Genomic DNA, 627 nt, shown 5'->3' with positions numbered 1-627 from the left:
TGGCGCTGGCGGTCTCGCTAGCGCTGACCATTACCGCGGGAGTCCAGGGCAAAGGTGCCTGCACGGTTCTGGCTGGCCTCACCGTCCTCTCCCTCGCCACCAACATTGTGGTGACCGTCCGCGGTGATCTCCCCATCAACGTTGCCATGGCGTCGTGGCAGGCCGACAACCCGCCTTCGGACTGGGAGAACCATCGGGCCCGATGGAACGCTTTCAATCGGATACGGACAGTAGCCGCCGTTACGGCATTCGTGCTGCTAGCGGTGGCGTCGATCGCACCTCATTGACCGCCTGGAGAATCCGCACTCCGGTGCGACCCGGGCCCGGTAGAGCGTGATACCGGGCCCGAACGCCCACCACGAGGTGTCGCTTGCGACCGGTCGCTCGCTTGCCTATGTCGGATCCGCGGGCCTCGCCGCCCTCGCTACTCTTGATCGACTGGGCGTCCATGACTGCGGCTGAGGGGTCGCGGTCCGCGGCAATGCGAACCTGTCGGCGTGCTTTCGCGGTTCGCGCAGCGCAGCGGTGCGGTGCGGTGCGGTGCGGTGCGGTCAGGCCGTGCCGCTCCGGGCTCCGCTCAAAGGAGCCCCGCCCTGCTCGTCAGACGACCTGAGGTGGAGCATCTAG

The 627-nt window shown here is 67.3% G+C and carries 1 protein-coding gene; it reads left to right on the top strand.

Annotated features, from left to right (window positions below; genetic code table 11):
- Positions 1-287 (top strand): DUF1772 domain-containing protein (locus tag U9980_RS28255; RefSeq protein WP_322770713.1); only part of this gene is annotated, 287 nt, incomplete at its 5' end.
- Between the last annotated feature and the right edge of the window lie 340 nt (positions 288-627).

The organism is Protofrankia sp. Cr1 (genome assembly GCF_963555865.1).
Lineage (GTDB): Bacteria > Actinomycetota > Actinomycetes > Frankiales > Frankiaceae > Protofrankia.
The sequence above is the reverse complement of the archived record's forward strand: the minus strand, read 5'-3'. Positions and strand labels throughout refer to the sequence as shown.